At 61.0% G+C, this 26,713-nt stretch carries 19 protein-coding genes; 6 read left to right on the top strand and 13 right to left on the bottom strand.

Going from position 1 to position 26,713, the window contains the following annotated elements; genetic code table 11:
* Positions 1-6: 6 nt before the first annotated feature.
* The 3 genes from AB4N48_RS07660 to AB4N48_RS07650 are packed head-to-tail and all read right to left on the bottom strand — an operon-like array spanning position 7 to position 3,076.
* On the bottom strand, positions 7-873 hold the full coding sequence (locus tag AB4N48_RS07660; RefSeq protein WP_042559892.1) for a carbohydrate ABC transporter permease: 867 nt from the start codon (positions 871-873) through the stop codon (positions 7-9).
* Positions 870-1,982 (bottom strand): ABC transporter ATP-binding protein, encoded by a 1,113-nt coding sequence (locus tag AB4N48_RS07655; protein WP_016775290.1) that lies wholly within the window; start codon positions 1,980-1,982, stop codon positions 870-872. Before AB4N48_RS07655 ends, AB4N48_RS07660 begins: the two co-directional genes overlap by 4 nt.
* On the bottom strand, positions 1,982-3,076 hold the full coding sequence (locus AB4N48_RS07650; protein ID WP_016775291.1) for an ABC transporter ATP-binding protein: 1,095 nt from the start codon (positions 3,074-3,076) through the stop codon (positions 1,982-1,984). The genes AB4N48_RS07655 and AB4N48_RS07650 overlap by 1 nt, the downstream gene beginning before the upstream one ends.
* Positions 3,077-3,459: 383 nt before the next feature.
* Between AB4N48_RS07650 and AB4N48_RS07645 the strand changes: the two genes are divergently transcribed.
* A complete protein-coding gene (locus AB4N48_RS07645; RefSeq protein ID WP_252876569.1) occupies positions 3,460-5,295 on the top strand; it encodes a sigma-54-dependent Fis family transcriptional regulator in 1,836 nt (611 codons plus the stop codon).
* A 181-nt stretch (positions 5,296-5,476) separates the two neighbouring features.
* Here the strand turns inward: AB4N48_RS07645 and cysS are convergent, their stop codons facing one another.
* Entirely contained in the window at positions 5,477-6,859 is a 1,383-nt protein-coding gene (cysS, locus tag AB4N48_RS07640; protein WP_460095082.1) for a cysteine--tRNA ligase, read from the bottom strand.
* An 18-nt stretch (positions 6,860-6,877) separates the two neighbouring features.
* Positions 6,878-8,575 (bottom strand): glutamine--tRNA ligase/YqeY domain fusion protein, encoded by a 1,698-nt coding sequence (locus AB4N48_RS07635; protein ID WP_024013424.1) that lies wholly within the window; start codon positions 8,573-8,575, stop codon positions 6,878-6,880.
* Between the two features lie 251 nt (positions 8,576-8,826).
* On the opposite strand from AB4N48_RS07635, the gene AB4N48_RS07630 reads away from it, so the two are divergent.
* Both AB4N48_RS07630 and lpxH read left to right on the top strand, forming a co-directional pair.
* Positions 8,827-9,333, top strand: a complete 507-nt coding sequence (locus tag AB4N48_RS07630) for a peptidylprolyl isomerase (RefSeq protein ID WP_150634928.1) — start codon at positions 8,827-8,829, stop codon at positions 9,331-9,333.
* Positions 9,330-10,076 (top strand): UDP-2,3-diacylglucosamine diphosphatase, encoded by a 747-nt coding sequence (lpxH, locus tag AB4N48_RS07625; RefSeq protein ID WP_460095080.1) that lies wholly within the window; start codon positions 9,330-9,332, stop codon positions 10,074-10,076. The genes AB4N48_RS07630 and lpxH overlap by 4 nt, the downstream gene beginning before the upstream one ends.
* 180 nt (positions 10,077-10,256) lie before the next feature.
* On the opposite strand, the gene AB4N48_RS07620 is transcribed toward lpxH, so the two are convergent.
* The 7 genes from AB4N48_RS07620 to AB4N48_RS07590 form a co-directional block, all read right to left on the bottom strand.
* The gene (locus AB4N48_RS07620) at positions 10,257-11,786 is read right to left on the bottom strand and encodes a DHA2 family efflux MFS transporter permease subunit (protein ID WP_024013426.1); all 1,530 of its coding nucleotides are present in this window, start codon (positions 11,784-11,786) and stop codon (positions 10,257-10,259) included.
* A 238-nt stretch (positions 11,787-12,024) separates the two neighbouring features.
* On the bottom strand, positions 12,025-13,227 hold the full coding sequence (locus AB4N48_RS07615; RefSeq protein WP_016775298.1) for an HlyD family secretion protein: 1,203 nt from the start codon (positions 13,225-13,227) through the stop codon (positions 12,025-12,027).
* A gap of 15 nt (positions 13,228-13,242) precedes the next feature.
* Positions 13,243-14,712, bottom strand: coding sequence for an efflux transporter outer membrane subunit (locus AB4N48_RS07610; protein WP_460095078.1), 1,470 nt, complete (start codon positions 14,710-14,712; stop codon positions 13,243-13,245).
* A complete protein-coding gene (locus tag AB4N48_RS07605; RefSeq protein ID WP_016775300.1) occupies positions 14,702-15,184 on the bottom strand; it encodes a MarR family winged helix-turn-helix transcriptional regulator in 483 nt (160 codons plus the stop codon). The genes AB4N48_RS07610 and AB4N48_RS07605 overlap by 11 nt, the downstream gene beginning before the upstream one ends.
* A 235-nt stretch (positions 15,185-15,419) precedes the next feature.
* Positions 15,420-19,094, bottom strand: coding sequence for a translocation/assembly module TamB domain-containing protein (locus AB4N48_RS07600; protein ID WP_460095076.1), 3,675 nt, complete (start codon positions 19,092-19,094; stop codon positions 15,420-15,422).
* Positions 19,091-20,818: an autotransporter assembly complex protein TamA gene (locus tag AB4N48_RS07595; RefSeq protein WP_460095074.1), complete on the bottom strand. Its 1,728-nt coding sequence runs from the start codon at positions 20,816-20,818 to the stop codon at positions 19,091-19,093. The genes AB4N48_RS07600 and AB4N48_RS07595 overlap by 4 nt, the downstream gene beginning before the upstream one ends.
* A 66-nt stretch (positions 20,819-20,884) precedes the next feature.
* Complete coding sequence (locus AB4N48_RS07590) at positions 20,885-21,535, bottom strand: GNAT family N-acetyltransferase (RefSeq protein WP_041477100.1); 651 nt, start codon at positions 21,533-21,535, stop codon at positions 20,885-20,887.
* Positions 21,536-21,795: 260 nt separating this feature from the next.
* Here AB4N48_RS07590 and xthA point away from each other — a divergent pair, with 260 nt between their 5' ends.
* Both xthA and AB4N48_RS07580 read left to right on the top strand, forming a co-directional pair.
* Positions 21,796-22,608, top strand: a complete 813-nt coding sequence (gene xthA / locus AB4N48_RS07585) for an exodeoxyribonuclease III (protein WP_041477104.1) — start codon at positions 21,796-21,798, stop codon at positions 22,606-22,608.
* 189 nt (positions 22,609-22,797) lie between these two features.
* Positions 22,798-24,132 (top strand): substrate-binding domain-containing protein, encoded by a 1,335-nt coding sequence (locus AB4N48_RS07580; protein WP_460095072.1) that lies wholly within the window; start codon positions 22,798-22,800, stop codon positions 24,130-24,132.
* 121 nt (positions 24,133-24,253) lie between these two features.
* Here AB4N48_RS07580 and AB4N48_RS07575 read toward each other — a convergent pair whose 3' ends face one another.
* Positions 24,254-25,483 carry an acyl-CoA dehydrogenase gene (locus AB4N48_RS07575; RefSeq protein WP_024013435.1) on the bottom strand — a complete coding sequence of 410 codons (1,230 nt, stop codon included), beginning with the start codon at positions 25,481-25,483 and terminating at the stop codon, positions 24,254-24,256.
* 171 nt (positions 25,484-25,654) lie between these two features.
* On the opposite strand from AB4N48_RS07575, the gene AB4N48_RS07570 reads away from it, so the two are divergent.
* Positions 25,655-26,584: a LysR family transcriptional regulator gene (locus AB4N48_RS07570; protein ID WP_056788837.1), complete on the top strand. Its 930-nt coding sequence runs from the start codon at positions 25,655-25,657 to the stop codon at positions 26,582-26,584.
* Positions 26,585-26,713 lie beyond the last annotated feature (129 nt).

Here is a 26,713-nt window from a genome sequence, read left to right as displayed (position 1 = left end):
CGGGCCTCAGCGGTTGGCGTCGGAGTGCGTCATGGCGGTATAGAACAGCCAGGACACCAACAGGATGATCAGGAAGTACACCAGCGAAAACGCCGCTGCCGGACCGAGGTCGAATTGCCCTACAGCCATCTGCGTCAACGTCTGACTGAGGAAGGTTGTGGCATTGCCCGGCCCGCCGCCGGTGAGCACGAACGGCTCGGTGTAGATCATGAAACTGTCCATGAAACGCAGCATCACCGCGATCAGCAGCACGCTCTTCAGCTTGGGCAACTGAATGTGCCTGAACACCGCCCATCCCGAAGCGCGGTCGATGCGCGCGGCCTGGTAATAGACGTCGGGAATTGCTCGCAAACCGGAGAAACACAACAGCGCGACGAGCGAAGTCCAATGCCAGACGTCCATCACCAGCACCGTCACCCAGGCGTCCATGGTGTTGGCCGCGTAGTTGTAGCTGATGCCCATCGCGTTGAGGCTGGAACCGAGCAGGCCGATGTCGGCGCGGCCGAAGATCTGCCAGATGGTGCCGACCACGTTCCACGGAATCAGCAGCGGTATCGCCAGAATGATCAGCACCACCGAGGACCAGCGGCCCTTGGTCGGCATGGTCAGCGCGACGGCGATGCCCAGCGGGATTTCGATCAGCAGCACGCAGGCTGAATAGATGAACTGACGCAGCAGCGAGTCATGCAGGCGCGGATCAAGCAACACTTGCTTGTACCAGTCAGCGCCAACGAAGTAGCGGCTGGACTGGTCGAAGATGTCCTGCACCGAATAGTTGACCACGGTCATCATCGGGATCACCGCACTGAACGCCACCAGCAGGAACACCGGCAACACCAGCCACCAGGCCTTGTTGTTCTGCACTTTGTTCATGGCTGCGCCTCCTCGTCGCTGACTTCCAGGAGAAATTCATCGGCATAGACCATCAGCCATTGCGCCGGGAAACTGATGTAAGCCGTGCCCTGCGGCACCGGTTTGTCTTCGGCCAGACGCACCTTCAACGGCGCGCCGTCGAGGTTGAGAGTCATGATCTTGTAGGTGCCGAGGTCTTCGACGTGTACGACTTTTGCCTGCATCGCGTCGTCAAACGGCTCGTCCCACACGTGAATGAACTCGGGGCGGATGCCGACCTTGAGATTTTTCCACTGGCCGTGCTCGATATGGCGCTGCAAGGCGTCGGACAACGGCAGGTGCGTCGAGGCGAAACCGACGCCCCCGGGCTGCGGCTGCACCTCGATCAGATTCATCCCCGGGCTGCCGATGAAATAGCCGACAAAGGTGTGGCTCGGCCGCTCGAACAATTCCCGTGGCGTACCGAACTGGACGATCTGGCCGCCGTACATCACTGCGATCTTGTCGGCGAACGTCGAGGCTTCAAGTTGGTCGTGGGTGACGTAGACCATGGTGATGTTGAACTGCTCGTGGATCTGCTTGAGCTTGCGCCGCAGCTTCCACTTCAGGTGCGGGTCGATCACCGTCAGCGGCTCATCGAAGAGGATTGCCGAGACGTCATCGCGCACCAGTCCACGGCCCATGGAGACTTTCTGCTTTTCGTCGGCGGTGAGATTGCGCGCCTTCTTGCTCAGCAGATTCTGCAGGTCGAGCACCTCGGCAATTTCCTGCACCTTGCTGTGCACTTTCGCCTCGGCCATGCCCTGATTGCGCAGCGGGAAAGCGAGGTTGTCGAACACGGTCATGGTGTCGTAGACCACCGGAAACTGGAAAACCTGGGCGATGTTGCGCTTCTCCGGCGTGAGGTCGTTGACCGCTTTGCCGTCAAACAACACGTGGCCCTGGGACGGGCTGAGCAGGCCGGAAATGATGTTGAGCAAGGTCGACTTGCCGCAACCGGACGGGCCGAGCAAAGCATAGGCGCCGCCCTGCTCCCAGACGTGATCCATCTCGCGGATCGCATAATCCTCCGCGCCGCTCGGGGTTTTGCTGTAGCTGTGGGCGAGGTGCTGCAAACGGATTTCGGCCATCAGGCAACCCTCGCGACACGCCGGCCCGGTGCTTGCACCAGACGGCCCTGCGCATCGAAAACGAACAGTTTGTGGGTCGGGATATAGATGCGGATCGGCGCATCGACGTCGTATTCATGAACACCCGGCAAGTGCAGCACCAGCAGGAAATGCTCGTTGCGCACATGCAGGAAGGTTTCCGAGCCGCTGATTTCGGCGACCTCGACGGTCACGGCCAGTTCGAGATCGTCATCGTTGCTCGGCACCAGCGAGATATGACTCGGGCGTACGCCGAAGCGGAACTCACCCTCGCCCACCGGGCGCAGATCGACGTTCAACGGAAAGTGTACGAAGTTGGCGAAGCTGACTTCGTTGCCGGCAATGCGTCCCGGCATCAGGTTGATCGGCGGTTCGGAGAACAATTCAGCGGCGAGCACCGACTGCGGCTGGTGATAGACCTCGGTCGACGGGCCGCTCTGAATCACCCGGCCTTCGTGCAGGATGGTCGTGGTGCCGCCGAGGGCCAGCGCTTCGTTGGGTTCGGTGGTGGCGTAAATGGCGATGGTGTGGCGCGCCTTGAACAGCTCGCGCATTTCCTGACGCAGCTCTTCGCGCAGCTTGTAGTCGAGGTTGACCAACGGCTCGTCGAAGAGGATCAGTTCAGCATCCTTGACCAGGGCGCGGGCCATGGCCGTGCGCTGTTGCTGCCCACCGGAGAGCTCCAGCGGATAGCGCTGCAAGAACTTCTCGATGCGCAGCATGCGTGCGGTTTCCTGCACCTTGCTGTGGATGATCTCTTTCGAAATACCGGCCTGACGCAGTGGCGAGGCGATGTTCTCGAACACCGTCATGGTCGGGTAATTGATGAACTGCTGATAGACCATCGATACGTTGCGCAGCCGCACCGGGCGCTGGGTGACGTCGACACCGTTCATCAGCACGCGGCCGCTGTCGGGCTTGTCGAGGCCGGCCATCAGGCGCATGAGGCTGGTCTTGCCGGACAGGGTGCGCCCGAGCAGAACGTTGAAGGATCCGGGTTCGAATTTCAGGCACGCATCGTCGATCCAGATCTGGCCCTCGACGGTACGGCTGACGTGCTCCAGGGTGAGTGACATGGCTCGGCCTTTTTTATTTTTGGAGTCAAGCGACCGGAGCAACAGAGCGACATTCGTGCCAGAAATGGCAAGTGGTTGATTTGCCGTGAAAATCGTTGATTACGCGAGGAAATGGCGTTCACAGCTGAACACTTTTGAACAGTCGGAGTGATTGACAATGAACAATAGTGAACAACACTCTATGCACGCTTTTGCCCAATCCTGAATGCAAAATGGATCCCCTGTGGGAGCGAGCCTGCTCGCGAAAGCGGTGTGTCATTCAATGAATCCATTGACTGAACCGACGCTTTCGCGAGCAGGCTCGCTCCCACAGGGGAATTTGTGTAGTTTTGAAGATCGGGCTCATAACAATAATAAAATCGCTGCACTCAGAGGCTCGCCCCATGGCCGCACCTGCTTCGCCGCTGTCCCACGACGCGATCGTCCAGACCTCCTGGCAACGTTGCCGCGCGTTCGGCCTCGACCACCAGAGCGCGCCGGCCTTCGATCAATTACCCGCCGCCGGCATTGCACGATTGCTCGACAGCCATCATTCGCTGGTGCAGACCACGCATCAGGAAGTCCTGCCCTACTACGAAAACATCCTCAGCAATTCCAACTGCCTGATCATGCTCGCCGACAATCAGGGCCAAGTGCTGACCTCGTGGGGCACGCAGCGCTTTATCGAACCGAATCTGGCCCGGGGCTTTCAGGCCGGGGCGAGCTGGATGGAGCGCAGCAGCGGCACCAATGCAATCGGCACCGCACTGGCCTGTGAGCAGGCTGTGCACATCGAACACGATGAACACTTCCTCAAGGCCAACCGCTTCATGACCGGCTCCGCCGCGCCGATTTTCGACGCCGAGCGCAAGGTCATCGCCGTGCTCGATGTCTCCAGCGACAGCTATCTGCCACCCTCGCACACCCTCGGCATGGTCAAGATGATGAGCCAGACCGTGGAAAACCGGCTGATCCTCAACCTGTTCCATGGCCAGCACTTTCAACTGACATTCAACACCGGGTTGAACAACCTCGACAGCCAGTGGGCCGGGTTGCTGATCTTCGATGAAAGCGGTCAAGTGCTGTCGGCCAATCGCCGCGCCGACAATTTGCTCGGTGTGCGTTTGTCGCGCGTCAGCGTTGAAAGCCTGTTCAAGGTGTCGCTGCTGGAGTTGATCAATCAGCCCGAGGGTCTGCCGTTTGCCCTGCAGACCTCTGGACGCAACCGTTTCCAGTGTTTGCTGAAACGGCCGAAACAGGCACCGGTGCAGGCGCGAGTGTTTGTCGCCGAGGACAAGCCTGCGCCAGCCAGCGTGATCAGCCTCAACACGCTGCATTTCGGCGACAGCCGTGTGGAAAAAGCCGTGCGCCAGGCCGAGCGTTTGCTGGAGAAAGACATTCCGCTACTGATTCACGGTGAAACCGGCGTCGGCAAGGAAGTGTTCGTCAAAGCCTTGCACCAAGCCAGCTCCCGGCAAAAACAGGCATTCATCGCGGTGAACTGTGCAGCGATCCCCGCTGAACTGGTCGAGTCTGAGTTGTTCGGTTACGAGAAAGGCGCGTTCACCGGGGCCAACCAGAAAGGCAGCATCGGCCTGATCCGCAAAGCCGACAAAGGCACGCTGTTTCTCGATGAGATCGGTGACATGCCGCTGCCAACTCAGGCGCGTTTGTTGCGCGTGTTGCAGGAGCGTTGCGTGCAGCCGGTGGGCAGTAGCGAGTTGTTTCCGGTGGACTTGCGGATCATTTCCGCGACCAACCGTTCGTTGCGCGAGCAGGTGCAACTGGGCCGTTTCCGCGAAGACTTGTACTACCGCATCGGCGGCCTGACCCTGGAGCTGCCACCGTTACGCGAACGCAGTGACAAGCAGGCGCTGTTCAAACGGCTGTGGGAGCAACATCGCGAGCCAACGCAATGGGCGGGGCTGAGCCCGGAGGTGTTGGAGCTGTTTGAAAAGCATCCGTGGCCGGGGAATTTGCGTCAGGTCAGCAGCGTGATGCAGGTGGCGTTGGCCATGGCCGAGGAACAACCAGTGCGGCCTGAGCATTTGCCGGATGATTTTTTTGTCGACCTGGAGATGGAGCCGGTGGAAACAGCGGCGCCGCTGGGGCTGGATTTGAATGATGTCGAGGCGTTGAACAGGGAGTTGAAGGCGGCCGGAGGGAATATTTCGCATCTGGCGCGGCGGCTGGGGGTTAGCCGCAATACGCTTTACAAGCGGTTGCGGCAGGCTGAATGACAAGTTGTCTGGACGGGCCTCTTCGCGAGCAGGCTCGCTCCCACAGGGGATCGATCGTTCCCACGCTCCGCGTGGGAATGCAGCCCGGGACGCTCCGCGTCCCTACAGAGCCGAACGCGGAGCGTCCGTTGAGGCATTCCCACGCAGAGCGTGGGAACGATCATGGTAGGGGCTCTGGGCCTCAGTCAGCCAGACGCCAGGTAGTCCCACCCTTGCCGTCTTCCAGCACGACACCCATCGCCGTCAACTGATCACGGATACGATCGGACTCAGCCCAATCCTTACTCGCCCGAGCCGCCAGACGCGCCGCAATCAGCGCATCAACCTCAGCCGCATCGACCCGCCCCTCAGCGCCCGCCTGCAGGAAGTCATCGGCCTCAAGTTGCAACACGCCCAGCACACTCGCCAGTTCCTTCAGACGTGCCGCCAGCCCCGCCGCTGCATCAAGATCGCTCTCGCGCAGACGGTTGATCTCGCGCACCATCTCGAACAGCACAGCGCACGCTTCAGGGGTGCCGAAGTCGTCGTTCATCACCGTGGTGAAACGCTCGACAAACGCTTCGCCACCGGCCGGCGCCACGCTCGGCAGGCCTTTCAGCGCATGGTAGAAACGCTCCAGTGCGCCCTTGGCGTCCTTGAGGTTGTCTTCCGAATAGTTGATCGCGCTGCGGTAGTGGCTCGAGACCAACAGGTAACGCACCACTTCCGGGTGGTACTTGTCGAGCACGTCGCGGATGGTGAAGAAGTTGTTCAAGGACTTGGACATCTTCTCGCCATTGATGCGAATCATCCCGCAATGCATCCACGCGTTGGCGTAGGTCTTGCCGGTGGCCGCTTCGCTCTGGGCGATTTCGTTTTCGTGGTGCGGGAACTCCAGGTCGCTGCCGCCGCCATGAATATCGAAAGTCTCGCCGAGGCAGCAGGTCGACATCACCGAGCACTCGATGTGCCAGCCCGGACGTCCGGTGCCCCATGGCGATTCCCAGCTCGGCTCGCCCGGCTTGGCGGCTTTCCACAGGACGAAGTCGAGCGGGTCTTGTTTCGACTCATCGACTTCGATGCGCGCGCCAATGCGCAAATCTTCGATCTTCTTGCGCGACAGCTTGCCGTAGCCCATGAACTTGGCGACGCGGTAGTACACGTCGCCATTGCCCGGCGCGTAGGCGTAGCCCTTGTCGATCAGGGTCTGGATCATCGCGTGCATGCCAGCGATGTGATCGGTGGCGCGCGGTTCCATGTCCGGTTTCTGGATGTTCAGGCGCGCTTCGTCTTCGTGCATCGCGGCGATCATGCGCTCGGTCAGCGCTTCGAACGATTCACCGTTCTCGCGGGCGCGATTGATGATCTTGTCGTCGATGTCGGTGATGTTGCGCACGTAGGTCAGGTCATAACCGCTGAAGCGCAGCCAGCGCGTCACCAGGTCGAACGCGACCATGCTGCGGCCGTGGCCGAGGTGGCAGTAGTCGTAAACGGTCATCCCGCAGACGTACATGCGCACCTTGTTGCCATCCAGCGGCTTGAAGACTTCTTTGCTCTTGCTGAGCGTGTTGTAGATCGTTAGCACGTTAGTTCCTTGACTCACTCACTGGCCCCACGAATCACGCAGGGTCACGGTACGGTTGAATACCGGCTGACCGGGTTTCGAGTCCTTCAGGTCTGCGACGAAGTAGCCTTCGCGCTCGAACTGGAAACGGTCTTCGGGCTGTGCGTTGCCGAGCGATGGCTCAGCGCGACAACCGGTCAGCACTTGCAGCGAGTCAGGGTTGATGTTGTCGAGGAAGCTGGCGCTGTCTTCGGCCTTTTCCGGGTTCGGCGAACGGAACAGGCGATCGTACAGACGCACTTCGCACTCGACGCTGGCGGCAGCCGGCACCCAGTGGATCACGCCTTTGACCTTGCGCCCTTCCGGGTTTTTGCCGAGGGTGTCCGGGTCGTACGAGCAACGCAGTTCGACGATGTTGCCGTCGGCGTCCTTGATCGCTTCGTCGGCGCGGATCACGTAGCTGCCACGCAGACGCACTTCACCGGCCGGTTCCAGGCGCTTGTAGCCCTTCGGCGGCTCTTCCATGAAGTCTTCGCGGTCGATGTAGATTTCCCGGGCGAACGGCAGCGCGCGCACGCCCATGTCTTCTTTCGGGTGGCGTGGCAGTTCGAGGTTTTCGACCTGGCCTTCCGGGTAGTTGGTGATGACCACTTTCAGCGGACGCAGCACGCACATGGCGCGCGGGGCGCTGTGGTCGAGGTCGTCACGGATGCTGAATTCGAGCATGCCGAAATCGACCACGCCGTCGGACCGGTTGGTGCCGATCATTTCGCAGAAGTTGCGGATCGATTTCGGCGTGTAGCCACGGCGGCGGAAGCCCGACAGCGTGGACATGCGCGGATCGTCCCAGCCGTTGACGTGCTTCTCGTCAACCAGTTGCTTGAGCTTGCGCTTGCTGGTAATCGTGTAGTTCAGGTTCAGGCGGCTGAACTCGTACTGGCGCGGGTTCGCCGGCACCGGCAGGTTCTCCAGGAACCACTCGTACAGTGGACGATGGCTTTCGAACTCGAGGGTGCAGATCGAATGGGTGATGCCTTCGATGGCGTCCGACTGACCGTGGGTGAAGTCGTAGTTCGGGTAGATGCACCACTTGTCACCGGTCTGGTGGTGATGGGCGTGGCGGATGCGATACATGATCGGGTCGCGCAGGTTCATGTTCGGCGAGGCCATGTCGATCTTCGCCCGCAGCACGCGGGCGCCGTCCGGGAATTCACCGGCCTTCATGCGCGCGAACAGGTCGAGGTTTTCCTCAACCGAACGGTCACGGAACGGGCTGTTCTTGCCCGGCTCGGTCAGGCTGCCACGGTATTCCTTGGCCTGCTCCGGGGTCAGGTCGTCGACGTAGGCCTTGCCGGCCTTGATCAGCTCGACGGCCCAGTCGTGCAACTGGTCGAAATACTGCGAGGCGTAGCGCACTTCACCGGACCATTCGAAGCCCAGCCATTTGACGTCGCTTTCGATGGCGTCGATGTATTCCTGATCTTCCTTGGCCGGGTTGGTGTCGTCGAAACGCAGGTGCGTGACGCCACCGAACTCCTGGGCCAGGCCGAAGTTGACGCAGATCGACTTGGCGTGGCCGATGTGCAGGTAGCCGTTGGGCTCCGGCGGAAAGCGAGTCACGATCTGGGTGTGCTTGCCCGAGTCCAGGTCTGCCTGGATGATCGGCCGCAGGAAGTTGACCGGCACGGCAGGGCCGGACTTGGCATTCGAGGTAGGGTCGACAGTGGGCTTGCTCATAGGATCCTTGACGTACAGGTGCGCGGCCGCAAAGAGGGGCCAGACAAAACAAAGCCGCTATCATAGCCGATGCTGTCAAGGGCCTGACAGAGCAGCCCCGATAAAGGCATGCATTTAATCGCCGGGAAATGAAAAACCGCCTCGAAATTCGCGCCTGTCACGCTAAACTGCGCACCTTGGCCGAAGCAGGCTGAACCGGTTGTGGGGCTAAAGGTCCCAGAACCACGAATTCCCTATGAAGAGTAATGACCATGACTCAAGTCAAACTGACCACCAACCATGGCGACATCGTCATCGAACTGAACGCTGAAAAGGCGCCGATCACCGTTGCCAACTTCATCGAGTACGTCAACGCCGGTCACTACACCAACACCGTATTCCACCGCGTCATCGGTAACTTCATGATCCAGGGCGGCGGTTTCGAGCCTGGCATGAAAGAAAAGAAAGACAAGCGTCCAAGCATCCAGAACGAAGCGGACAACGGTCTCTCCAACGACAAATACACCGTCGCCATGGCCCGCACCATGGAGCCGCATTCGGCATCGGCGCAGTTCTTCATCAACGTCGCCGACAACACCTTCCTCAACCACAGCGGCAAGACCACTCAGGGCTGGGGTTACGCGGTATTCGGTAAAGTGACCGCCGGCACCGACGTTGTCGACAAGATCAAAGGCGTGTCGACCACTTCCAAGTCCGGCCACCAGGACGTACCCGCAGACGACGTGATCATCGAGAAAGCCGAGATCATCGCAGCGTGATATTGCTGATTTCAGACTTGCATCTGGAAGAGGAGCGCCCGGACATTACCCGGGCGTTTCTGGATTTGCTCGCCGGACGCGCCCGCTCGGCGAGTGCGTTGTACATCCTCGGCGACTTCTTCGAGGCGTGGATTGGCGACGACGCCATGACGCCCTTTCAGCGTTCCATCTGCCAGGCCCTGCGCGATTTGAGCGACAGCGGCACGGCCATATTCCTGATGCACGGCAATCGCGACTTCATGCTCGGCAAGGCCTTCTGCAAACAGGCCGGCTGCACCTTGCTGAAGGACCCGAGTGTCGTGCAGTTCTTCGGCGAGCCGGTGCTGCTGATGCACGGCGACAGCCTGTGCACCCGCGACGTTGGCTACATGAAGCTGCGCCGCTACCTGCGCAACCCGATTACCCTGTTCATCCTCCGTCACCTGCCACTGCGCAGCCGCCATAAACTGGCGCGCAAGCTACGCAGCGAAAGCCGCGCACAGACGCGGATGAAGGCCAATGACATCGTCGATGTCACCCCGGAAGAGATTCCGCGAGTGATGCACGAATTCGGCGTGAAAACCCTGATCCACGGCCATACCCATCGCCCGGCAATTCACAAGTTGCAGCTGGGTGAACAAGCGGCGAAGCGGATTGTGCTGGGGGATTGGGATCGTCAGGGTTGGGCGTTGCAGGTGGATGAGAGCGGGTATGCCTTGGCGCCGTTCGATTTCGCCCCGCCGCTGGCATTGCCGCACGGCTGAAGAGCTTTACCCCCTCACCCCAGCCCTCTCCCCCAGGGGGGCGAGGGGGAAAGGGAGCTGATCGCATGCAGTTCAAAACCTGAGTTCGACTCGGTATCGCAAGTCGATGTACCTCGAACATGCACCGCGGTCAGTCCCCTCTCCCCTCCGGGAGAGGGTTAGGGTGAGGGGCTCTTGATTCTAGTGCCCCGAAGCTGCCGGCCCGGCCTTGGCGGCAAACGGCGGTTTCGCCAGCCATACAATCAAAATCAGCCCCATGAATCCCCACCCTAGCAACGTGAAGTAATCCACGGTCGAAAGCATGTACGCCTGGCTGGTGAGGATCTGGTCCATCTGCGCATACGCCGACTGGCTCGCCCCACCCAACTGATTCAAGGTCTCGCGGGTGGCAGGCTCAAACGTGCTGATGCTCTCGCTCATATACGCATGATGCTGATCGGCCCGGCGAATCCAGATCCAGGTGGTCAGCGACGCCGCAAAGCTGCCGCCCAATGTCCGCAGGAACGTCGCCAGGCCTGCGCCATCAGCGATCTGGCTCGGCGGCAAGTCCGACATCAGAATACTCAGGGTCGGCATGAAGAACAGCGCCACACCGATACCCATGAACAACTGCACCAGAGCGATGTGCTGGAAGTCGACCTCGTTGGTGAACTCGGCACGCATGAAGCAGCTCAGGCCAATCGCCAGAAACGCAATGCCGGCGAGCAGACGCAGGTCGAACTTGTGCGCGTATTTGCCGACAAACGGCGACAGCAACACCGGCAGAATCCCGATCGGCGCCACGGCAAGTCCCGCCCAGGTCGCGGTGTAACCCATTTGCGTTTGCAGCCACTGCGGCAGGATCAGGTTGATGCCGAAGAACCCGGCGTAACCCAAGACCAGCACCAGCGTGCCGATGCGGAAGTTGCGATGGGCGAACAGGCGCAGGTTGACCACCGGATGGCGGTCGGTCATTTCCCAGATCACGAACACCGCCAGGGCGACTACGGAAATCGCCGCGCCGACGATGATGAAGTTCGATTCGAACCAGTCCAGGTCATTGCCCTTGTCGAGGATCACCTGCAACGCGCCGACGCCAATGATCAGCGTGATCAGACCGACGTAATCCATCGGCTGGCGACTGGTCACCACCGGCCGTTTCGCCAGTTGCGAACGCACCACCATCACCGCAAAGATGCCGATCGGTACGTTGATGAAGAAGATCCACGGCCAGCTGTAACTGTCGGTGATCCAGCCGCCGAGAATCGGCCCGGCAATCGGCGCGACCACCGTGACCATCGCCAGCAATGCCAGGGCCATCCCGCGTTTCGCCGGCGGATAGACCGCGATCAACAGGGTCTGCGTCATCGGATACAACGGCCCGGCCACCAGGCCTTGCAGCACACGAAAGCCGATCAGCTCGGGCATCGAAGTCGAGATACCGCAGAGAAACGACGCCAGCACAAACAGCATCGTCGCCCACAGAAACAGCTTCACCTCGCCGAAGCGGCGGCTGAGCCAACCGGTCAGCGGCAGCGCAATCGCGTTGCTCACGGCGAACGAAGTGATGACCCAGGTGCCCTGCTCCGAACTCACCCCGAGGTTGCCGGAAATCGTCGGCAACGCCACGTTGGCGATGGTCGTGTCGAGCACTTGCATGAACGTCGCCAGCGACAGGCCGATGGTGCTGAGCAACAGGCTGGGCGGCGTGAAAGAAGCGTTATTGCTCATTGTGAATCCTATGAAACCTGATGGTCGCTGCGGTCTGATGAACACAGCAGGCCCTGTGGTAACAGGCCCTTGTGGCGAGGGGATTTATCCCCGCTGGGTCGCGAAGCGGCCCCTCTTTTGGCTCAGGAAAAACGGGCCTGCTGCGCAGTCCAGCGGGGATAAATCCCCTCGCCACAGATAAATCCCCTCACCACAGATAACCGCTCACCACAGAGCCTACTTCTGATCCGGTGTGCTCTCAGCGCTGCGCGGTCTTGCCTGCTGCTGCGCTGTTGTCGTGAATCAACTGGGCAATCATCGCGTCCGCTTCGGCCAGTTGGCGCTCGTAGACGTTGGTGCTGAACGAGGCCTTTTGCGGCGGTTGCTGGGCCAGCACCGGGCCGCTCTGGTCGTGCAGATTGACCTCGACATTGGTCGACAGACCGACACGCAGCGGGTGCTTGGCCAGTTCTTCGGCATTGATGTGGATACGCACCGGCACACGCTGAACAATCTTGATCCAGTTACCGGTGGCGTTCTGTGCCGGCAGCAGAGCAAACGCGCTACCCGTACCGGCACCGAGGCTGTCGACGGTGCCGCTGTATTTCACGTCGCTGCCATAAATATCGGCCTCGATATCGACAGGCTGGCCGATGCGCATGTCGCGCAGTTGGGTTTCCTTGAAGTTGGCATCGATCCACAGCTGATCCAGCGGAATCACCGCCATCAACGCGGTGCCCGGCTGCACGCGCTGACCGAGTTGCACGGTGCGCTTGGCGACATAACCGGTGACCGGCGCGATCAAGGTGCTGCGCGCATTGGTCAGATAGGCCTGACGCAGATCGGCAGCCGCCGACATCACGTCTGGATGCGACGAGACCACGGTGTCGTCGACCAGTGCGCTAGTGGTTTTCAGTTGCTGTTTGGCGTTGGCCAGTGCGTTCTGCGCCGAGGTCAGGTCGTCGCGGGCGTGGGACAGCTCTTCTTGGGAAATCGCCCCGCCCTGGGCGAGATTTTTCCGCCGGTTGTAGTTGTCCTGGGCCTTCTGCACTTCGGCCTGCTGCGCATTGACCTGAGCTTTCATGCCGTCGACGTTGCTATACAGGCCGCGCACCTGACGCACAGTGCGCGCCAGTTTCGCCTTGGCACTTTGCAGGCCGACTTCGGCATCGTTGGGGTCGAAGTTGACCAGCACCTGGCCTTCCTGGACCAGATCCCCGTCGTCGGCGCCGATGCTGACCACGGTGCCGGTGACCAGCGGCGTGATTTCCACGACGTTGCCATTGACGTAGGCATCGTCGGTGCTTTCGTTAAAGCGCCCGATGAATTCGTGATAGGCCCAGACGCCGGCAATGGCGAGCAGGACGACCACGGCGAGGGCCAGCAGCATCACCTTGCGTTTGCGCGGGTTGCCGGTGTCCGGGGTGTTGTCTTGAGCTTGGGTGTTTTCGGCAGTGGCCATGACAAATACCTTGAATTAGTAGTGCGACGAGGCTGGGCTGGCGTTGGCTGCGTTCAGGTTTTCACTTTGAAAGCCGCCGCCCAGCGCTTGCATCAGTTGAATCGACAGGTCGATCTGCTCGGCATTGAGGGTCGCCAGCTGACGCTGGGCCTGGAGCAATTGCTGCTCGATGCTGAGCACGTCCAGGTAGTTGCCGATGCCGGAACCGTAACGCTGGACGACGGTGTTGTAAGAATCCTGAGCGATGTCGGTGGCGTGCTGTTGCGCGCCGATCTGCCGGCCGATATCGCGTAACTGATTGATCGTATCGCCGACATCGCCCAGGGCTTTGACCAGACTCTTGTTGTACTGCGCCACCGCCAGATCGTAATCGGCGTCGCGCGCATCAAGGTTGGCGCGCAGGCGGCCGCCATCGAAAATCGGCAGCGATACGGTCGGCGCGATGTTGAAGAAACGGCTGGCCGAACCGAACATCGCATCACCCAGCAACGACTCGGCGCCGGCCGAGGCCGACAGGTTGAGGTTGGGATAGAAGCGGGTTTTCGCCGCATCGATGTCTTTGCTCGCCGCCTCGACCCGCCAGCGCGCCGCGACCAGATCCGGGCGGCGGCCGAGCAGTTCCGCTGGCAACACCGAGGGCACCGCCACGGCGCTGGCTTGCAGAACTTTCGGTCGAGCGATTTCGTTGCCACGATCCGGGCCTTTGCCGAGCAATACCGCCAAGGCAATCTTCGCGCTGTTCAGGCGTTTTTCCGCGTCGATCAGGCTGGCCTGAGAACTGGCTTCCAGACTCTGGGTTTGCTGGAACTGGTACTGGCTATCGATCCCCGAACTCAAGCGGCGCTGACTGAGGTCGAGCATTTGCCGGGTGCGCTTGAGGTCTTCGCTGGCAAGGTCGTAAACGATGTGCGCCTGACCGAGATCGCTGTACGCACGGGCGACGTCAGCGGCAAGTGTCAACTGCGCCGCCTGACGGTCGACTTCAGCAGCGCGCGCCTCGCCGAGTGCGGCTTCCCAGGCATCGCGCTGGCCGCCCCACAAATCGAAGTTGTAATTGAAGCCGGCGCTGACATTGCGCACCGTCGTGTAAGCCCCGCCCTGCCCGCGCGGATCCTGGTCACGAGCCAGCCGCGAACGGCTGATGCCGGCGCTGGCGTCGAGGGTCGGATAACGTTCGGCATCGGCGGCATAGGCGGCGGCACTGGCCTGATGGGCGCGGGCTGCGGCGATCTGCATGTCCGGGCTGTCGTGCAGGGCTTCGCGGATCAGGCCGTCGAGTTGCGGATCGCCGAGGCTGCTCCACCAATCGCTTTTCGGCCACGCCGCTGGCGACAGGGTGACGCCGTCGAGAGACTGCGATGTCTTCAGGCTCTTCGCGTCGAGGCGCTGGCCTTCGGTGTCGAGGCCGCTGTAATTGGCGCAACCGGCGAGGATCATCGCCGACAACAGCAGCGTCAGACTGCTGCGCAAAGTGTTAGCGCTCATTGTGATCACCTAGACGCTGGATGGTGATCGGGTCACCGGCGGCCAGCAGGATTTTCTTCAGGATGTATTCCAGGGTTTTCAGCTCTTCGCGGGAGATCGCGCCGGCCAGTTCATTCATCGCATCGGCACCGATGTGCGGCAGGCGATCAGCCAGTTGCTGGCCCTGCTCGGTCAGTTTCAACTGCACCTGACGCCGGTCGCCTTCGCTGCGCTGACGAAGCAGAAAAGCCTTCTGCTCGAGGCGATCGAGCATGCGCGTCATCGACCCGCTGTCCAGCGACAGATGGCGGCACAGCTCGGCCGGCGTGTCGACGCCGAACTGGGCCATGATGATCAACACCTTGAACTGCGCGGCGGTGATGCCGTGGGGTTCCATGTGGGTATCGATGATCCGGTCCTTGAGCAACGCGGCACGACCGAGCAACAGGCCGAGGTGGCAATGTTTGAATTCTTCCGGAGTGAAATGCTTCATGGGTCGACCTGATGACTGCCTAGGCAGTGAATGTATGTCGAGATATTACTGCTTAGGCAGCGAATGTCAACGCAATAGTTAGGGGGCTTGGTAATTAGTTGACCAGTGGGCTGGGTTTTATCGCGTGAGCGACCGCATTCGCGAGCAGGCTCGCTCCCACAGGGAAAACGCGTTCCAATGTGGGAGCGAGCCTGCTCGCGAAGGGCGCGACTCGATTGAAATAAGCAGGTGCGCTCTAGAAATCCCGCTTGTAGAAAATATCCAGCGAACTCGCCACGCCGCTCGCCGCTTCGACGTAGACCTTCTTGCTCAGCTTGTAGCGCAAAGCGATAGTGCTGGCCGGTTCGAATACACCCACTCCATAGCGCAGGCTGAGTTTCTCGGAGATGTTGCCGCTGGCGACGACGCTGGTGTCGTTGCCGCTGCCCTGGGTGTCGAGCTGGAAATCCTCAATGCCCAGATCCTTGGCCAGACCACTGGTGACCCCGGCGCTGCCCATCAGGCCCAGGCCCAGCGCGGCTTGCGCGAGCATGTTGTTATCTTCGCCGCTGGTGCTCAGCGGACGGCCCAGCACCAGGTACGACAGCGCCTGTTCCTGACTCATCGCCGGTTCGGAGAAGATCTGCGTGGTCGGCTGTTCGGCGCTGCCGCTCAGGCGAATGCCGGCGATGACGTCGTCGGTCTGGCGGATCGCTTCGATGTCCAGATACGGCTGGTCGATGGGACCGGCGAACAACAGACGCGCGCGACGCACGGTCAGGCGCTGGCCGTAGGCGCGATAGCGGCCGTCGTTGAGCCAGAGTTCGCCACGGGTGTCCATGTTGTCGCCGATGTGCACCTGACCCTGCAGATTGGCGGTCAGGCCGAAACCGGCAAAGCTCAGCTTGTCCTGGCCGACGATCACGTCGATGTCCATTTTCATCGCGATCGGTGGTTTGCCCTCTTCGGTCTGTGCGCCGACGATGATCGTGTCGTCGGAGACTTTTACCGTTGATGGCGGCAGTTCGCGCACGGTGATTTCGCCTTTCGGCACCAGCACCTTGCCGGCAACTTTCAGCTCATCGCCGGCCATGGAAATCTTCAGGTCCGGGGCCATTTCCAGTTTGGCGTAGGGCTCGACGCTGACCGGCAATTGCGTGCCCTTGAGCGCCAGATCGACCACCAGCGCCTGCCCCCAGGCGACGTTGCCGTTGAGGCTGCCCTTGCCAGTCTTGCCGCTGTTCCAGCCTCCGTCCAGGCGCATCGATTCGCCGGCGATCGCCGCAGTCAGTTGCAGATTCTGCAGCTCCATCGGCAGTTCGGCGCCGGACACTTCGCCATCGCTGAGCTGCACAGTGCCGTTGACCAGCGGCGCGAGCAAACCACCGGAGATCGTGCCACTGCCGTTGAGGCGGCCGGTGAGTTTCTCGACCATCGGTACAAACGGCCGCGCCACCGACAGATCGAGGCCGGAAAGACGGAAGGAGCCGCTCAGCGGTTTGTTTTTCGGCAGCGGATTGAGCTGCGCCTGGACCAGCAATTCGCCGAGTTTGCCGCCGACAAAATTGAGCTCGGTGTCGACCCGCTTGGGCGTGAGCTTGCTGCTAAGTTTGAGGGTCTGGTAGGGGAAATCCAGCCAGCGATCCTTGTCGCGCACGCGCAGGGTGCCGCCGCTGGCATCGACACTGACCACGCCGTTCGGGCCGCTGGCGGGCAGGTCCAGTTGCAGATCGGCGTTGAGCTGGCCCTGCCAGGCGAAGTCTTTGGGCAGCCATTGCGCAAGGCTTTCGATCGGGAATTGCTTGAGGTGATAACGCAGCTTAGGCTCGGGCATCAGGCGCTGATCTTCGCCACACAGGCTGGCGTTGCCGGACAGCCAGCAATGCGCGCCGAAATTGATCTGGCCGTCCGCCAGGCGTTCCAGTCTGGCCGGGCTTTGCAGCTTCCAGTCCTGGCCACCGGCCTGAATGTCGCCACTGGCCAAGCGTCCGCGCCAGTTGCCCTTGTCGAGATTGCCGTCCAGACCCAGCGCCAGTTTCAGCTTCGGTCCGATCAGGTCGAGGTTGAGTTTCTGGCTTTTGATATCGCCCTGAGCACTGGCGGTCAGGGTGCCGAGCGAGGTATCGCCGGTCTGAATGCCGCTGCCTTTGAGATTGATCTTCGCCCGCTGCGCACTGTCGAGCGTGGCGTCGAGGTTGAGGCTTTGCAGGCGATTGTCCTGGAAGGCCAGTTGCGAACCTTGCAGATCGAGCTTGCCCTGCGGGGCCTTCAGCGTACCGGCGAGGTTGATCTGACCGTTAACCTGCCCGCGCAATTGCGGCCACAACTGGGCCAGACGCGGCAGCTTGATGTCGATCTGACCGCCGAGTTTGTCCTGCAGGCTGCCCTTGCCGTTGATGCTGTTGTCGCCGAGGCGGATCTGCAGGGCATTGAGGTTCCAGCGCTCACCCGCGCCGTCAGCCTTGGCCTGCAGAATCGCCGGTTGGCCGCGCAATTTGCCTTTGAGGTCGAGGTCGGCGCTGAGGCTGAGCTGATCATTCTTCATTTCGCCCTTACTCTTCAACGGCCCGGCCAGAGTACCCGGCAGTTCGGCGACCCAGTACGCCGGGTTGAGCGCCGACAGATCCAGCGCAGTATCCCAGGCGATGCCATCGGCGAAGCGCACATTGACGTGCCCTTCGGCCTTGCCCTGCCCGGCCTGCATGACCAGTTGCGGCAAAGCGATCTGTTCCAGACTGCCGCTGAACGGACTGCTCAGGGTGAACGCGCCGGCCGGGCCATCCAGCGCAGCGTCGAAGTTGCCGAGGTACTGACCGTCGGTGTAGGACACTTCGCCGGTAAAGGTGCGCAACGTCACTTGCGGCTCGTCGATTTCCGGATAGAGCCGGTGCCACGGGAAGTCTTGCCAGTTGATATTGGCCTGGGCGCTGAGGCCCTTGCTCCAGTCGACGTTGCCGGTGAGCTTGAGGCTTTGCGTGTCGTTGGCGCTGAGGTCGAGCCCGGCGATCTGCGCGCCGTTGGCGTCAACCTTGCCCTTGAGCAGCACCGCCACTGGCGATTTTTCGGCGGGCAGCGTGGCGTTGCCGAGCAGTTGGTAACCGTTTTTCAGGTCGCCTTCGCCCGTGAGCACAAGCTGATTGAATTGCAGGGTGTCCGGCAGATCGGCGCTGGGTTTGAACGCATCGCTGGTGATGCGCAGCTTGGCCGGCAGGTTTTCCGCCAGCGCTTGCAATTCACCGTTCAACTGGCCGTCGAGGTAGCCACGGCTGTCGGCGTGCAGGTTGAGGGTTTTCAGCAGATCACCTTCAACTTTCAGCGCCAGCGTCCACGGCTCGCTGCCGGGAGACGGCAAAGTCAAATCGCCCTGAATCGTCAGCGGCCAGTTGCCGCTCGGTTGCAGCAGGCCGGACAGGTTCAGGCTGAGCTCGTCGCGCTGCAATTTCACGCTGTCGATCTGCAGGCCTTGTGCGGTCCAGTGCGCCGCCAGTTGCAAGCCCTTGAGCTGTTCGCTGCCGTTGAACAACAGGCTGCCCACCTCGACGTCGCCCAATTCGATGGCCAACGGCAATTGCAGGTCCGGCAGTTTGATCGGGCCGCTCTCGGTGGTTTCTTCGCTCGGCGGGAATTGCAGGATTACCTGATCGGCCTTGAGCTGATCGATGCACAAGGTCATGCGCGTCAGGCACAGCGGCGACCAGGCGAAGATTGCCTTGTTCAGCTCGACGCGGCTTGTGTCCTGCTGCCACACCAGGTGATCGGCACTCCACTGCCCAGCGAGGCGACCGTGGAAATTCTCCACGCTCAAGCCGGGCACAAGGCCCAGCGCCCAACGGCTGCCGGCCTGCGTGCCAAGCAGTGCGGCCAGGCTCAAGACAATCAACACGACCAGCGCCAACAGCGTCAGCGCCGTTATTTTCACACCACGCTTCACAGCTCAGGCCCCATGGAAAAGTGCAGCCGGATGCCGCCGTCGTCGTCCAGCGCATGGGCTAGGTCAAGGCGGATCGGCCCGACCGGCGAGACCCAGCGCACACCTACACCGACCCCGGTCTTGAGGTCGGGCAGTTCGAGTTTGTTGAAAGAGTTGCCTTGGTCGACGAAGGTCGCGACCCGCCATTTCTCGGCGATCGAATACTGATACTCGACGCTGCCGGCAATCATGTAGCGACCACCGATGCGGTCGCCGTCAGAGTTTTTCGGCGACAGGCTCTGATAGTCGTAACCGCGCACGCTCTGATCGCCACCGGCAAAGAAGCGCAGCGACGGCGGAATCGAGTTGTAGCCGTTGGTGGCGCTGCCGCCGACCTGCACGCGACCGAGCAAGCGGTGCTTGTCGAACACCGTGGTCAGGCCCTTGACCAGCGCGGTGCCGTATAGAAGGTTGTTGTCCGAACCGAGGCCTTCCTTGGCCACTTTGCTTTCGAAGCTCAGGCGATAGCCGTTACGCGGGTCGATGCGGTTGTCGCTTTTCAGATAGGAATAACTGATGCCGGGCATGAGCAACGTGCTCAGGCCGGAGTCGTCGCCGAGTTCGTATTCTTCACGTTGCCATTTCAGCGAGATCACCCGCTGCCAGCCGCTGGGCAACTTGCTGTGCCATTCCGGGCCGAAAGTCAGCAGCTTGCTGAGGGTGTCGGAGCCTTCGATGTCTTCGAACTGATAGCCGCCGGCCCAGCGCAGTTTGTCGGTCAATGGCGGGTCGAGCGGGATGTCGTAAAACAGCCCGACGTTCTGCCGGGGCGCCGAGAGCTCGGCCTCCCAGCCATAGCTGTCGCCCTGCGGGTTGACCCAGTGACGCGTCCAGTTGGCCTTGATCCGTGGCCCGACGTCGGTCGAATAACCGAGGCCCAGGCCCATGGTGCGCGGCTTGCGCGTGTCGAGTTTGACGGCGACCGGAATCACATCGTTCTGCGCTGCCGTCGGTGCTGCATCGACGCGCACGCCTTCGAAATAGCCGCTCGATTGCAGATCGCGATTGAGTTCGGCGATCAGTTCCGAATCGTAAGGCTCGCCTGCCTTGAACGGCACCATGCGTTGCAGCAGGTCTTCGTCGAACGGCGTGTCGCCCTCGAAACTGACTTTGCCCAGCGCATAGCGCGGGCCGCTGTCGTAGATCAATTCGATGTCGGCCACGCCCGCGCGGGGATCTACCATGAGCTTCTGGCTGGTGAAATGACCGCTGAAGTAACCGAAGCGCGAGGCCTGGTTCTGGATCACCCGTTTGGCGTCTTCGTACCGGCCATGGTTGAGCACTGCCCCGGATTTGAGCAGGTCGCTTTTCGGCACGCGGAAGGATCTCAGCGAGGCTGCCGGGCCATCGACACGCACGGTGACGTTGCGCAGGCGAATCGGTTCGCCGGGATCGATGTTCAGCACCAGACGCGGTTTTTCCCCGCCCTTGACGTCACTGTCGATCTGCGGCTGGTAGTAGCCCAGCGCCTGAGCCGCTTTGCGCGCCTGCTCTTCGGCGCCGCGACTGAAACGCAGCAAGGCTTCTTCGTCGCGATCGCCGAGGCTGCCGATATAGCCTTCTATATTGGCCTTGAGTTCATCGTTGGACGGCTTGATCCGTACATCCAATTCACTTTGCGCCAGCGCCGCGCAGCTGGATAACAGCATCAGCACGCCGCTGGTAAATCTTCGTGGAAACTTCATAGGCGCGGATGCTATCACGGGCTCGGGAGCCTGATAGAACAGGTAATTTGTGAAGAAGTTCGATCATTATCCCGTTGCTGTTTGTAACACCTGCGGATTGGCGTGGAAAAATACGTGTTCGCGCACCGGCCCGACGGCAACCTCGCCGATCTCCTGATAACCCTGCCTTTTATAGAATTCCAGGTAGCGCGGGTTGCCGGTGTCGAGCACCACGCCTTGCGATGTTTCATCGACGGCGCACCAGTTGTGCACGGCAGTGAGCAATTGTTCGCCGTAATGCTTGCCCTGAAACTGCGGGTGAACGCCGAGCAACGGCAGCATGTGCACCGAATCACCCGGCACGCATGCAGCAACGGCATCGTGGTATTCCAGATAACGCCGGGTGCAGCGAAAACCGGTGCTGAGCACCATGCGCAGGCGCCATGCCCAGCTTTCGGTAACGCCCAGGCGCCGTTGCGGCGGTGCGATCAGGGCGATGCCGATCAAGCGATCGTTGACCAACAGGCCGATCGCCGGCAGGTCCTGGAGAAAATGCTGTTTGACCAACTCGCGCACCGTCGCGCGCACCCGTTGTTCATAGCCGGGACGTTCGGCTTCGAACAGGTAGCCGAAGGTCGGCTCGTGGCGATAGGCCTGATACAGCAACGAGCGGGCTTCGCGCGAATAGCCGCGGTCGAGCATGTGGATGTCGGCAACGGCGGTCTGGGTTTCAGGCATTGCAGTGATTCTCCCCGGGGGCGCGCTCGGAGGCTGGCGCGCTTGTTGGTACGAACCTTGGGCGGATGTGGTGGTTCCCCTGACAGGTATAGACCAAGTCGGGATCTTCATCGATCTCGCCGGCCTCTTCGCGAGCAGGCTCGCTCCCACAGAGGCGCTGCATAGGGCATCACAAATCCCACAGGCCAAAATGATTTGTCCCACACTGGCCCATCTCCCCCATGTCAGCTAGCATCGCCCTTTTGCCAGGACTGCCGACCATGAAGATTGTTTCCTTCAACATCAACGGACTGCGTGCCCGTCCGCATCAGCTGGCAGCGCTGATCGAAAAACATCAGCCCGACGTGATCGGCCTGCAGGAAACCAAGGTCCACGACGACCAGTTCCCCCTCGAAGACATCCGCGCCCTCGGCTACCACGTGCACTTCCATGGCCAGAAAGGTCATTACGGGGTCGCCCTGCTCTCGCGCAACGAACCGATCGCCATCCATAAAGGCTTCGCCACCGATGAAGAAGACGCGCAGCGGCGCTTTATCTGGGGCACTTTCGCTGATGCCAATGGCGTGCCGGTGACGATCATGAACGGCTATTTCCCACAAGGTGAAAGCCGCGACCACCCAACCAAATTCCCTGCCAAAGAGCGTTTCTACAGCGATCTGCAAGCGCTGCTGGAAAGCCAGTTCCACAATGAACAGCCACTGGTGGTGATGGGCGATGTGAACATTTCCCCGGAAGACTGCGACATCGGCATCGGCCCGGACAACATGAAGCGCTGGCTGAAAACCGGCAAATGCAGCTTCCTGCCGGAGGAGCGCGAGTGGATGGCGCGCCTGAAAAACTGGGGCCTGACCGACAGCTACCGTCACCTCAACCCCGACGTGAGCGACATGTTCAGCTGGTTCGACTACCGCAGCCGTGGCTTTGAAGATGAGCCCAAACGCGGCCTGCGCATCGATGTAATTCTGGCTTCCCATGGCCTGCTGCCACGGGTCAAGGACGCCGGCGTGGACTACGAACTGCGCGGCATGGAAAAGCCATCGGACCATGCGCCGATCTGGCTTGAGCTGGCCTGATCCAGACTGAGGGAATTTTCATTGTGGGAGCGAGCCTGCTCGCGAATGCGGTGGATCAGCGACGAATTTTTCGACTGACACGGCGCCTTCGCGAGCAGGCTCGCTCCCACAGGTAATCCCCTGTCATATTTCGGTCACGCGCCTGACTTAATCTCCCCGGCAATCCCCTTGGCTTGATTCGGTGCCGGCATGACCCTGCGTGTTCTCTGCGTTTTCCTGTTGAGTGGCTGGCTGTCGATCTACGCCGCCGCCCTGCCGATCCCCGAAAACGGCCCGGCATTGCGCATTCAGGGTTCCAACACCATCGGTGCCGATCTGGGTCCGGCGCTGGTCGAAGGCCTGTTGCAGGAACAAAGCCTGCTGAAAATCCACCGCGAAACCCCGGACACCGCCAACGAACAACGCATCGTCGGCCAGACCGCACAAGGGCAACGCGTGATCATCGAAGTTGCCGCTCACGGTTCCAGCACCGGTTTCGCTGCGTTGAAAAACGCCAGCGCCGATCTGGCCGCCTCTTCCCGTGAGATCAAGGACAGCGAACTGCTTGCCCTGCAAACCCTCGGCGATCTGAAAAGCCCGGCGGCCGAGCAAGTCATCGCCATCGATGGCCTGGCGATTATCCTCAACCCGGCCAACCCGCTTGAGCAGTTGAACACCGAGCAACTGGCGCGGATTTTTGCCGGCGAAGTGAAAACCTGGGAAGAGCTCGGTGGCCGTGGCGGCGCCATTCATTTATATGCGCGGGATGATCAATCGGGGACGTACGACACGTTCAAGGAACTGGTCCTGAGCCGGCGTGGGAAAAGTCTGAGCAGCGCGGCGAAACGTTTCGAATCCAGCGAGCAATTGTCCGATGCGGTCAGCAACGATCCGCAAGGTATCGGCTTCATCGGCTTGCCTTACGTGCGTCAGGCCAAAGCCGTGGCGATTGCCGACGGCGCCTCGCAAGCGATGTTGCCGCTGAATAGCCTGATCGCCACCGAAGACTATCCGCTGTCGCGGCGCCTGTTCTTTTATCTGCCGCCCGACACACAGAATCAGTGGGTGCAGGCGTTGGCCAGCTTTGCCCAGAGCCCAGAGGGTCAGGCGATCGTCGCGGCCAGCGGTTTTGTCAGCCAGACCGTACAAGCCATGAGCGTGGCGCCGAATGCGCTGATGCCCGATGGTTACCAATCCCTCAGCCGGCATGCCCAGCGTCTGACAGTGAATTTCCGTTTTGCCGAGGGCAGCGCCAGTCTGGACAACAAGGCGCGGCAGGATCTGGCGCGGGTGCTCGACTATATAAAGCGCCATGGCAAGACCGAACGGGCGGTGGCGCTGGTGGGGTTTGGTGATTTGAAGGATGACCCGGCGCGGGCCGATCTGCTGTCGAAGCTGCGAGCGATGGCGGTGCGGCGCGAGCTGGTCAAAAACGGTGTGGTCATGCGCGAAGTACGCGGCTTTGGTGCGCTGATGCCGGTGGCGACCAACAGCGCGGATGAAGGGCGGATCAAGAATCGGCGGGTTGAGGTTTGGGTGTATTGATCCTGATGTCGATGTGCTGAGTGTACAGGCCCTTTCGCGAGCAGGCTCGCTCCCACATTGGATCTGTGGCGTGCACAAATCTTGTGGGAGCGAGCCTGCTCGCGAATGAGGCGACGCGGTATTACTGGCCGCTACGCATCATCTCCTTCGGCACATACTTGCCGATCTCGAACTTGCCAATCGCCGCGCGGTGCACTTCGTCGGGGCCGTCGGCCAGACGCAGGGTGCGTTGCATCGCATACATGTAGGCCAGCGGGAAATCGTTCGACACCCCTGCCCCGCCATGCATCTGGATAGCGCGGTCGATCACCCGCAGGGCCACGTTCGGTGCGACGACTTTGATCTGCGCAATCTCGCTTTTCGCCACTTTGTTGCCGACGGTGTCCATCATGTACGCCGCTTTCAACGTCAGCAGACGCGCCATGTCGATCTCCATCCGCGAGTCGGCGATCTTGTCGATGTTGCCGCCCAGACGGGCCAGCGGTTTGCCGAATGCGGTGCGGCTCACCGAGCGTTTGCACATCAGTTCCAGCGCACGCTCGGCCATGCCGATCGAACGCATGCAGTGGTGAATGCGGCCTGGGCCAAGGCGACCCTGAGCGATTTCGAAGCCGCGTCCTTCACCGAGCAGGACGTTTTCGTACGGGACGCGAACGTTGTCGAACAGCACTTCGGCGTGACCGTGCGGTGCGTCGTCGTAGCCGAACACCGGCAGCGGACGGACGATTTTCACCCCGGGGGTGTCGACCGGCACGAGAATCATCGAGTGCTGGGCGTGACGCGGCGCGTCGGGGTTGCTCAGGCCCATGAAAATCAGGATCTTGCAGCGCGGATCGCAGGCGCCGGAAGTCCACCATTTCTTACCGTTGATCACCCACTGATCGCCATCGCGCACGGCCCGAGCGGCCATGTTGGTCGCGTCGGAAGATGCCACGTCGGGCTCGGTCATGGCGAACGCCGAACGGATCTCGCCGCGCAGCAGCGGCTCGAGCCAGCGCTGTTTCTGCTCTTCGTTGGCGTAGCGCACCAATACTTCCATGTTGCCGGTGTCCGGCGCCGAGCAGTTGAACGGCTCCGGCCCCAGCAGGGAACGGCCCATGATTTCCGCCAATGGCGCATATTCGAGGTTGCTCAGGCCGGCGCCCAGCTCGGACTCAGGCAGAAACAAATTCCACAGACCCTCAGCCTTGGCCTTGGCCTTGAGCTCTTCCATGATTGCGGTCGGCTGCCAGCGATCGCCCTCGGCGACCTGGCGTTCGAACACCGCTTCGGCCGGGTAAACGTAAGTGTCCATGAACGCAGTCACGCGCTCACGCAGTTCCTGAACCTTGGGCGAATAAGCGAAATCCATGGGTAGTTACCTTCTCGGGCAGAGGTTGTTCAAGTCATGCAATCGATGCTAGAACAGCGCTGATCATTTACCTAGCCTATTCTCGGCGTGTATAAACATTCATCACCAATATATGATCCGCTGATCGTCAGCCCCAAAACACTTGCACTTAATAACAAGAGAAGCCGCGTTATGAATCTGAGCAAGGTCGACCTGAACCTTTTCATCGTCTTCGACGCGATCTACACGGAAGCCAACCTGACCCGCGCCGGGCAGATTGTCGGCATCACCCAGCCGGCGGTGTCCAATGCCCTGGCGCGGTTGCGCGAAACCTTCAACGACCCGCTCTTCGTGCGTACCGCTCAGGGCATGGTGCCCACGCCGATGGCGCAGAACATCATCGGCCCGGTGCGCAACGCCCTGTCGCTGCTGCGCGTGTCGGTGCAGGAAAGCCGCATCTTCAACCCGGCGCAGGCGGCCAAGACTTACCGCATCAGCATGACCGATTTGACGGAGGCAATCATTCTGCCGCCCTTGTTCCAGCGTCTGCGCCGCCTGGCGCCGACGGTGATCATCGAAAGCTTTCTGTCCAAGCGCCGGGAAACCACCAAGGAACTGGCCGCCGGGCGTCTGGATTTCGCCGTGGATGCGCCGCTCAACACCGACCCGCAGGTACGCCACGTCAAGCTGATGGACGACCGTTACGTCTGCGCCATGCGCAAGGGCCATCCAATGGCGGGCAAGGAAAAACTCAGCCTCGATGACTATTTGTCGCTGACTCACATCCATATTTCCAGCCGCCGCAGCGGGCTGGGCTATGTCGATCTGGCGCTGGGCAAAATGGGCATCCAGCGCAAGATCGCCCTGCGCTCGCAGCACTATTTGATGGCTTCGCAAGTGATGCAGCAGACCGACATGGTCATGACCGTGCCGGAACGCTTCGCCCGCCGCCATGATCTGCAATCGTTCAATTTGCCGGTGAATGATGTGCCCTCGGTGGAAACGCACCTGTATTGGCATGAGAGCACCGACCAGGACCCGGCCAACCGCTGGATGCGCGAGCAGATGATCGAGTTGTGCCAACAGGTGACGGCGCAGGAGAAGAAGCTGGAGAAGGTGTAGGGCTTTTTTACCGCGTTATCGTTCTTCGCGAGCAGGCTCGCTCCCACATTCGACTGCATTCCTTCCGGTGAAATGCAATTCAGTGTGGGAGCGAGCCTGCTCGCGAATAGGCCGGCAAACGCAGCGAGG

Source organism: Pseudomonas sp. S2_C11 (assembly GCF_054668395.1).
Note: the sequence above shows the minus strand (reverse complement) of the source record. Positions and strands in the feature narration are given on the sequence as shown.